Origin of the sequence: Lentilactobacillus sp., from assembly GCF_040773105.1 — a bacterium.
Taxonomy (GTDB): domain Bacteria; phylum Bacillota; class Bacilli; order Lactobacillales; family Lactobacillaceae; genus Lentilactobacillus; species Lentilactobacillus parabuchneri.
In genome coordinates this window covers 1-5290 of sequence record NZ_JAXGWW010000139.1, presented here as the reverse complement: position 1 = coordinate 5290, position 5290 = coordinate 1, and the positions used below count along the sequence as shown (strand labels likewise).

Below are 5290 nucleotides of genomic sequence, written 5' to 3'. Positions count from 1 at the left end.
CTCTCATCTTAAAATACTTTTTAAAATGATAAGCCTGTTATAGCTCATGATTTAATTTATTATTTGTTTTACGAATTGACTTCGCAAATGTTTGGCTCCGATTAAAAATCGAAGCGCCCTGCACATTTGTTTGTCGAAAATCTTGTTCAGTTTTCAAAGGTCTACATGTTGTCGTAAGCGCTTGTTCCTCGCTTTTGACAACTATTTAATATTATCATGACACACAATCTGTGTCAACGACTTTTTTTAAATTATCACTGAATGAAAAAGTGATTCCTACGAAAGCCGCACTGAATAATATACCGGCTTTTTGAATCATTGTCAACAAAAAAAGACAGACCTTCGATCGGCCTGCCTCAAGTTCTATTTAACTCTTGCTAAAAAGTACTTTTTCTTACCCCGACGAACGATGACAAATTTGCCGTCAAACTTGTTCGCTGGATTAATCTCAAAGTTCACATCTTCAATTCGCTCTCCGTTAATCCGAATTGCACCATTGGTAATGTCTTCTCTTGCTTGGCGACGGGACTTTTCAATCTTAGTCACATCGACCAGCCATTCAACAATGTTTAACGGATCTGATGAAACATCCACTGACGGCATATTCTTAAATCCCTGTTCGATTTCACTGGTCGTTAGTTCTGCAACGTCTCCGGAGAATAATGCTTCTGAAATATGTTCCGCCTGCTTGACCGCCTGCTTGCCATGGACAAATTCAGTCAGTTCTTCAGCCAGCTTACGTTGTGCCTCACGCTTTTCTGGGTGAGTAGCCACTTTTTCCGCCAGCTCATCGATTTCATCTTTATCAAGAAAAGTAAAGTACTTCAGGTATTTGATAACGTCATGGTCATCTTGATTAATCCAAAATTGGTAAAATTCATAAGGTGTCGTCTTTTCTGGATCAAGCCAAACATTACCGCCTTCTGATTTACCAAACTTGGTGCCATCCGCCTTTAGCAATAGCTGAATCGTCAGTCCAAAGGCCTTGGCTTCCTGTCCTTCCATCTTGTGGATGAGATCAATTCCCGAGGTGATATTCCCCCATTGATCAGCACCACCAAGCTGAATCTGAACGTCATTATGTCTGTATAAGTGGAGAAAATCAATTGCTTGAAGAATCTGGTAAGTAAATTCCGTAAACGAAATTCCAACTTCCAATCGGCTGGCAACAATTTCCTTGTTCAACATGGTATTGATATTAAACAACTTACCGTAGTCACGAAGAAAATCCAACAGCGATAATTTGGAAAGCCACGTGTAGTTATTAACGATTTCAAACTTTCCGTCCTGTCTAAACAGCTTTTCCATTTGGGCCGTCAATTTGCGTTCATTACTGCGAACCTTGTCCATTGACTGTAGGACCCGCTCCGACTTCTTACCGCTTGGATCACCAATTGACCCAGTTCCACCACCAATCAAAATCACTGGATGATGCCCGGCTAACTGGAACCGCTTAAGAATCATAAACGGAATTAAATGACCAATGTGCATGCTGTCGCCAGTTGGGTCAATTCCGACATAAATCCCAGCTGATTGTTTGTTGACCAAGTCGGTTAACCCTTCATGATCAGTTTCCTGGTTGATGGCTCCTCGCCACTTCAACTCATCCAAAATATTCATCAATAATTTCCTCCTAATAAAAAAGTCCCTGACAATTAAATTGCCAGGGACGAAGTTTTTCCGCGTTACCACCCAAGTTGTTGCCGATATGTCGACAACCTCTCGATTCATCGGTAACGGGATGATCCGTCTAACATTATTAAGACTCAACAGTTGTATGTTCGTTGGCCAAGCGCTCAGCTCACATTCCCGCTAAGTTTCTGAATTCTCACGTTGACCAACTACCGGACTGTCTCAACGTCCATGAAACAATAAGTTAATCATAGTGTCTGAACAATCGGTTGTCAATGGATTCTAAAGAAATTACAGGCGGCCATTGAGCATTTGTTGATAGTAAAGCCCAGTGTTAGAACGGTAGTGACGAAACTCTGTTTGAGACATACTTCTGGTTTTCTTTAACGACCACTTTGCGAGCTTCTTGTCAAACGACTTAATACTCGTGGCGTAATTACCACCCATGATGGTTTGAGCTTTGAACAAACTGCGTAAAGATGCGTTTGGATATTCATACAGGTCTTTGGTGCCAAATGTATGACCCAGCTCGTGGATCACAACCGCACGCCGCTTTTGCTGATTGTATCGGCTCATCCATGACGTATTGAGTGCAATAACGCCGCTATTTATTTCTGCTACCCCAGCATAACTTGCCCCAAGCTTATTTGTTCCGGTAAATACTAATCGGGAACGGCTGATTGAATTGGTCCGTTGGAAAACTTTCTTGCCGAGCGCGTTGTTCCATTTTTTGGTTGCGTAGGTTATTTCAGGTGTGTATTTTTTAGCGTCGGATTTAACATAGTACTTGATTGTTCCGTTGTAAGTCAGGTTCTTGCTGGTGTGCATCTCACTGGTAAATTTAATCGTCTGTGCAGAACTGGATTGGCCAAAAGCTGCGGCTAATCCGATGACAAAAATCAACGTGGTTAACACAAGAACAAAAACATGCTTAAACTTAAACATTCAATTCCCCCTAATTAAACGTCGTGTTCAAAATATTTAGTTGTAGGATGTTACGACAGCCATCCCCTCACTCATAATATATCATGACAGAAATAAGCGGCCAAATTTAAAGTCTCAAAAAAGTCATCAATTCTTCACACTAAATTCACAATGCAGTTAGTTGTATTTTAAAATGGAGCCATTAGAATTAAGTCGTAAACAAAATCATTATATAGAAGGAAAGTGACACCATGTTAAAAATTACTTACGAAAATGGCGGCGCAACTGAATCAATCGAGTACCAATCGGCCGCTGATTTTCTGGCGAACCAACGTCTGGAAGTTCCCGATTTGGAAGATTACTACAAAATCGTTGAGGTCACTTTGGATGGCAAACCCGTTGAGTTGACCGATAAAACAATTATTGGCTTATATAAGAAGTTTGATAACGAACAAGACTAATCTTTTCAACGCAAAAAGGTTGGGACATCTCCGTTAAGGAGGCTCCAACCTTTTTTCACTTCTTAAAGCAGTGTGTTAAATACACCGAAAAACATTGCGTCATTTACTCACCATGAACTTCTTCAATCTTAAACGCCGTTTTGCCATCTTCAATCACACCATAAACGCGCTTCGTATGCGACTCGTCGAGATAGCCAAAATCAATCAGGCTTTTATCCGCGTCACTGGAAACCCCCTGAAGCTGCGATTTTAAAAATTGACGCAACACCGGCAGCTGCTGATCAAGTTGTTTCGCTTTATCAACGGCTGCCTGCAGGGTAAATCCCTGCTCCAAAAACCGGGATACGTGGAAAATAAAAAATAAGGTATGCATTGAATATTCTCTGGCAGCCCCTTTCTTCTGACTGAGAGAGTGAATGTAACCCTGCTCCTCCCAGTAGCGAAGCTGACGCCCAGAAACGCCGGTGATTTGTTGGACCTGGCCAATCCCAAATATTAATTTGTCTGTGTCGATGAAGGCATCGTTATTATTTTCTTCTGCCATTGTTGTCACCCTTTTTGATTTCTACAGTTAATTATATCAGTTCGGCCAAACGGGATTCAAAATATTGCAGTGATTTTCAAAATCATTTGTTATAATGCTTTTTGAAGGGTGTGAATGAAATGAATTTTTCTCCAAAATTAATTGTTGCAGACGTTTCGTTAATCATATCGATTGCCCTTGGGCTCTTTATTCAAAAGGCATCGTTGGCCGATGACGTTAAAATCGGCTTGGTGATTCTTGCCGGCATCTTTTTGATGGTTTCAGTCGTTATCAATTTGGTTGTCGCAACTCAAAGACGGAAAGAAAAGCGGCAAAAATAACCTGGGGCTCAACACGATTTGAGTCTGGAATTAAACCAAGACTTACCGTATGAGCGTGAGACATGAACCATTTAAATGTCTTAGGCTTATTTTTTATTGGCGTTCATAAACTTTCATCAACCCTTGGGTGCCAAGATCGCCCAACTTCATCTGGTCGACCATTTTCTGGTACAAATCACGGGCAACAGTCGTAGCTGGGAGCTCAATGCCCATTTCATCAGCAGTATCCAGTGCGATTCGAAGGTCCTTCAAGAAATGCTTAGCCGCAAAGCCCGGCTTAAAATCATTCCCCAGAATTCTTGGCCCATAGTTGGTCATGCTCCAGTTGGCCGCAGCCCCACCATTAATTGTTTCAATCATTTGTGTTAAATCCAAGCCGGCCTTTTTTGCATAAACCAGTGATTCAATCATCCCGGTCATCGTTCCGGCAACCATGATTTGGTTCGCCATCTTGGCGTTTTGTCCCTGGCCGGCATCCCCAAATCGTTTAATCGATGTGCCCATTGCCTGTAATATCGTTGATGCACGGTCAAATGCTTCAGCGGTTCCGCCGACCATAATCGTCAAGGTTCCCTTTTGGGCGCCGACATCGCCTCCGGAAACGGGGGCATCAAGAACACTAATTCCATTCGGTGACCCGGCTGCCGCAATTTTTTGCGCAAGCTTTGGTGTACTGGTCGTCATATCAATTAACAGTTGGCCCCGATGAGCGGTCTCAAAAATACCATTGTGGCCGAAATAAACTTCTTCAACATCCTTGGGAAAGCCGACGATCGTGATGACCGCATCGCTAATTTTCGTTACTTCAGCCGGTGTATCCCGCCAGACAGCGCCCGCCTTTAAGGCATCAGCCGCGTGATCCTTGGTCCGATTATAAACGACCACTTCAAAGCCGGCCTTCAACAAATTCTTGATCATCCCAGTGCCCATGACACCAGTTCCAATAAATCCAATTTTCATGCTCTCACCCCATTATCGATTTTTAACTTGCCGCAACAACGGCCGCCACCACGTTTCATGATCGACGTACCAGGCAATTGTTTCATTCATCCCGACATCAAATTCAATCCGCGGTCGCCACCCCAACTCGTTTCGAATTTTGTCATCATTAATTGAATATAATTGGTCATTGGCTGGACGGTCACTGGCATATTCAATCCGTGATTCCGGTAACTGCAATTGTCGAATGATGCCTTCAACGATTTCGTTGTTTGTTTTGTATTGATGCGCGGCAATATTGTACACCTCGCCGGCCCGGCCCTTTTTCAAAACGGCCGCAATTGCCGCACAGTTGTCTTGGACGTGCAGCCAATCCCGACGATTTTGGCCGTTTCCATAAATGGGTAAGGATTTTTCTTGGAGGCCGTGTGTGACCATCAGCGGAATTAATTTCTCAGGAAACTGATACG

At 42.8% G+C, this 5290-nt stretch carries 7 protein-coding genes; 2 read left to right on the top strand and 5 right to left on the bottom strand.

Features of this window, described 5'->3' with window-relative positions:
* Positions 1-363 precede the first annotated feature (363 nt).
* Both tyrS and AB3112_RS07790 read right to left on the bottom strand, forming a co-directional pair.
* Positions 364-1620: a tyrosine--tRNA ligase gene (gene tyrS / locus AB3112_RS07795; RefSeq protein ID WP_367334237.1), complete on the bottom strand. Its 1257-nt coding sequence runs from the start codon at positions 1618-1620 to the stop codon at positions 364-366.
* A gap of 303 nt (positions 1621-1923) precedes the next feature.
* A complete protein-coding gene (locus AB3112_RS07790; protein WP_084972814.1) occupies positions 1924-2577 on the bottom strand; it encodes a snapalysin family zinc-dependent metalloprotease in 654 nt (217 codons plus the stop codon).
* Between the two features lie 230 nt (positions 2578-2807).
* Here AB3112_RS07790 and AB3112_RS07785 point away from each other — a divergent pair, with 230 nt between their 5' ends.
* On the top strand, positions 2808-3017 hold the full coding sequence (locus AB3112_RS07785) for a hypothetical protein (protein ID WP_057910756.1): 210 nt from the start codon (positions 2808-2810) through the stop codon (positions 3015-3017).
* A 103-nt stretch (positions 3018-3120) separates the two neighbouring features.
* Here the strand turns inward: AB3112_RS07785 and AB3112_RS07780 are convergent, their stop codons facing one another.
* On the bottom strand, positions 3121-3561 hold the full coding sequence (locus AB3112_RS07780; RefSeq protein WP_084972815.1) for a MerR family transcriptional regulator: 441 nt from the start codon (positions 3559-3561) through the stop codon (positions 3121-3123).
* Between the two features lie 119 nt (positions 3562-3680).
* Between AB3112_RS07780 and AB3112_RS07775 the strand changes: the two genes are divergently transcribed.
* Complete coding sequence (locus tag AB3112_RS07775; RefSeq protein WP_084972816.1) at positions 3681-3881, top strand: hypothetical protein; 201 nt, start codon at positions 3681-3683, stop codon at positions 3879-3881.
* A gap of 93 nt (positions 3882-3974) precedes the next feature.
* Here the strand turns inward: AB3112_RS07775 and AB3112_RS07770 are convergent, their stop codons facing one another.
* Both AB3112_RS07770 and AB3112_RS07765 read right to left on the bottom strand, forming a co-directional pair.
* Complete coding sequence (locus AB3112_RS07770) at positions 3975-4841, bottom strand: NAD(P)-dependent oxidoreductase (protein WP_084972817.1); 867 nt, start codon at positions 4839-4841, stop codon at positions 3975-3977.
* Between the two features lie 12 nt (positions 4842-4853).
* Positions 4854-5290: GDP-mannose 4,6-dehydratase (locus tag AB3112_RS07765; protein WP_367334236.1), on the bottom strand; the 437-nt coding region annotated here is incomplete at its 5' end.

Excerpts from the sequence above, each read along its gene's own strand:
- tyrS (WP_367334237.1), bottom strand. The coding sequence starts at position 1,620 with ATGAATATTTTGGATGAGTTGAAGTGGCGAGGAGCCATCAACCAGGAA.
- AB3112_RS07790 (WP_084972814.1), bottom strand. The coding sequence starts at position 2,577 with ATGTTTAAGTTTAAGCATGTTTTTGTTCTTGTGTTAACCACGTTGATT.
- AB3112_RS07785 (WP_057910756.1), top strand. The coding sequence starts at position 2,808 with ATGTTAAAAATTACTTACGAAAATGGCGGCGCAACTGAATCAATCGAG.
- AB3112_RS07780 (WP_084972815.1), bottom strand. The coding sequence starts at position 3,561 with ATGGCAGAAGAAAATAATAACGATGCCTTCATCGACACAGACAAATTA.
- AB3112_RS07775 (WP_084972816.1), top strand. The coding sequence starts at position 3,681 with ATGAATTTTTCTCCAAAATTAATTGTTGCAGACGTTTCGTTAATCATA.
- AB3112_RS07770 (WP_084972817.1), bottom strand. The coding sequence starts at position 4,841 with ATGAAAATTGGATTTATTGGAACTGGTGTCATGGGCACTGGGATGATC.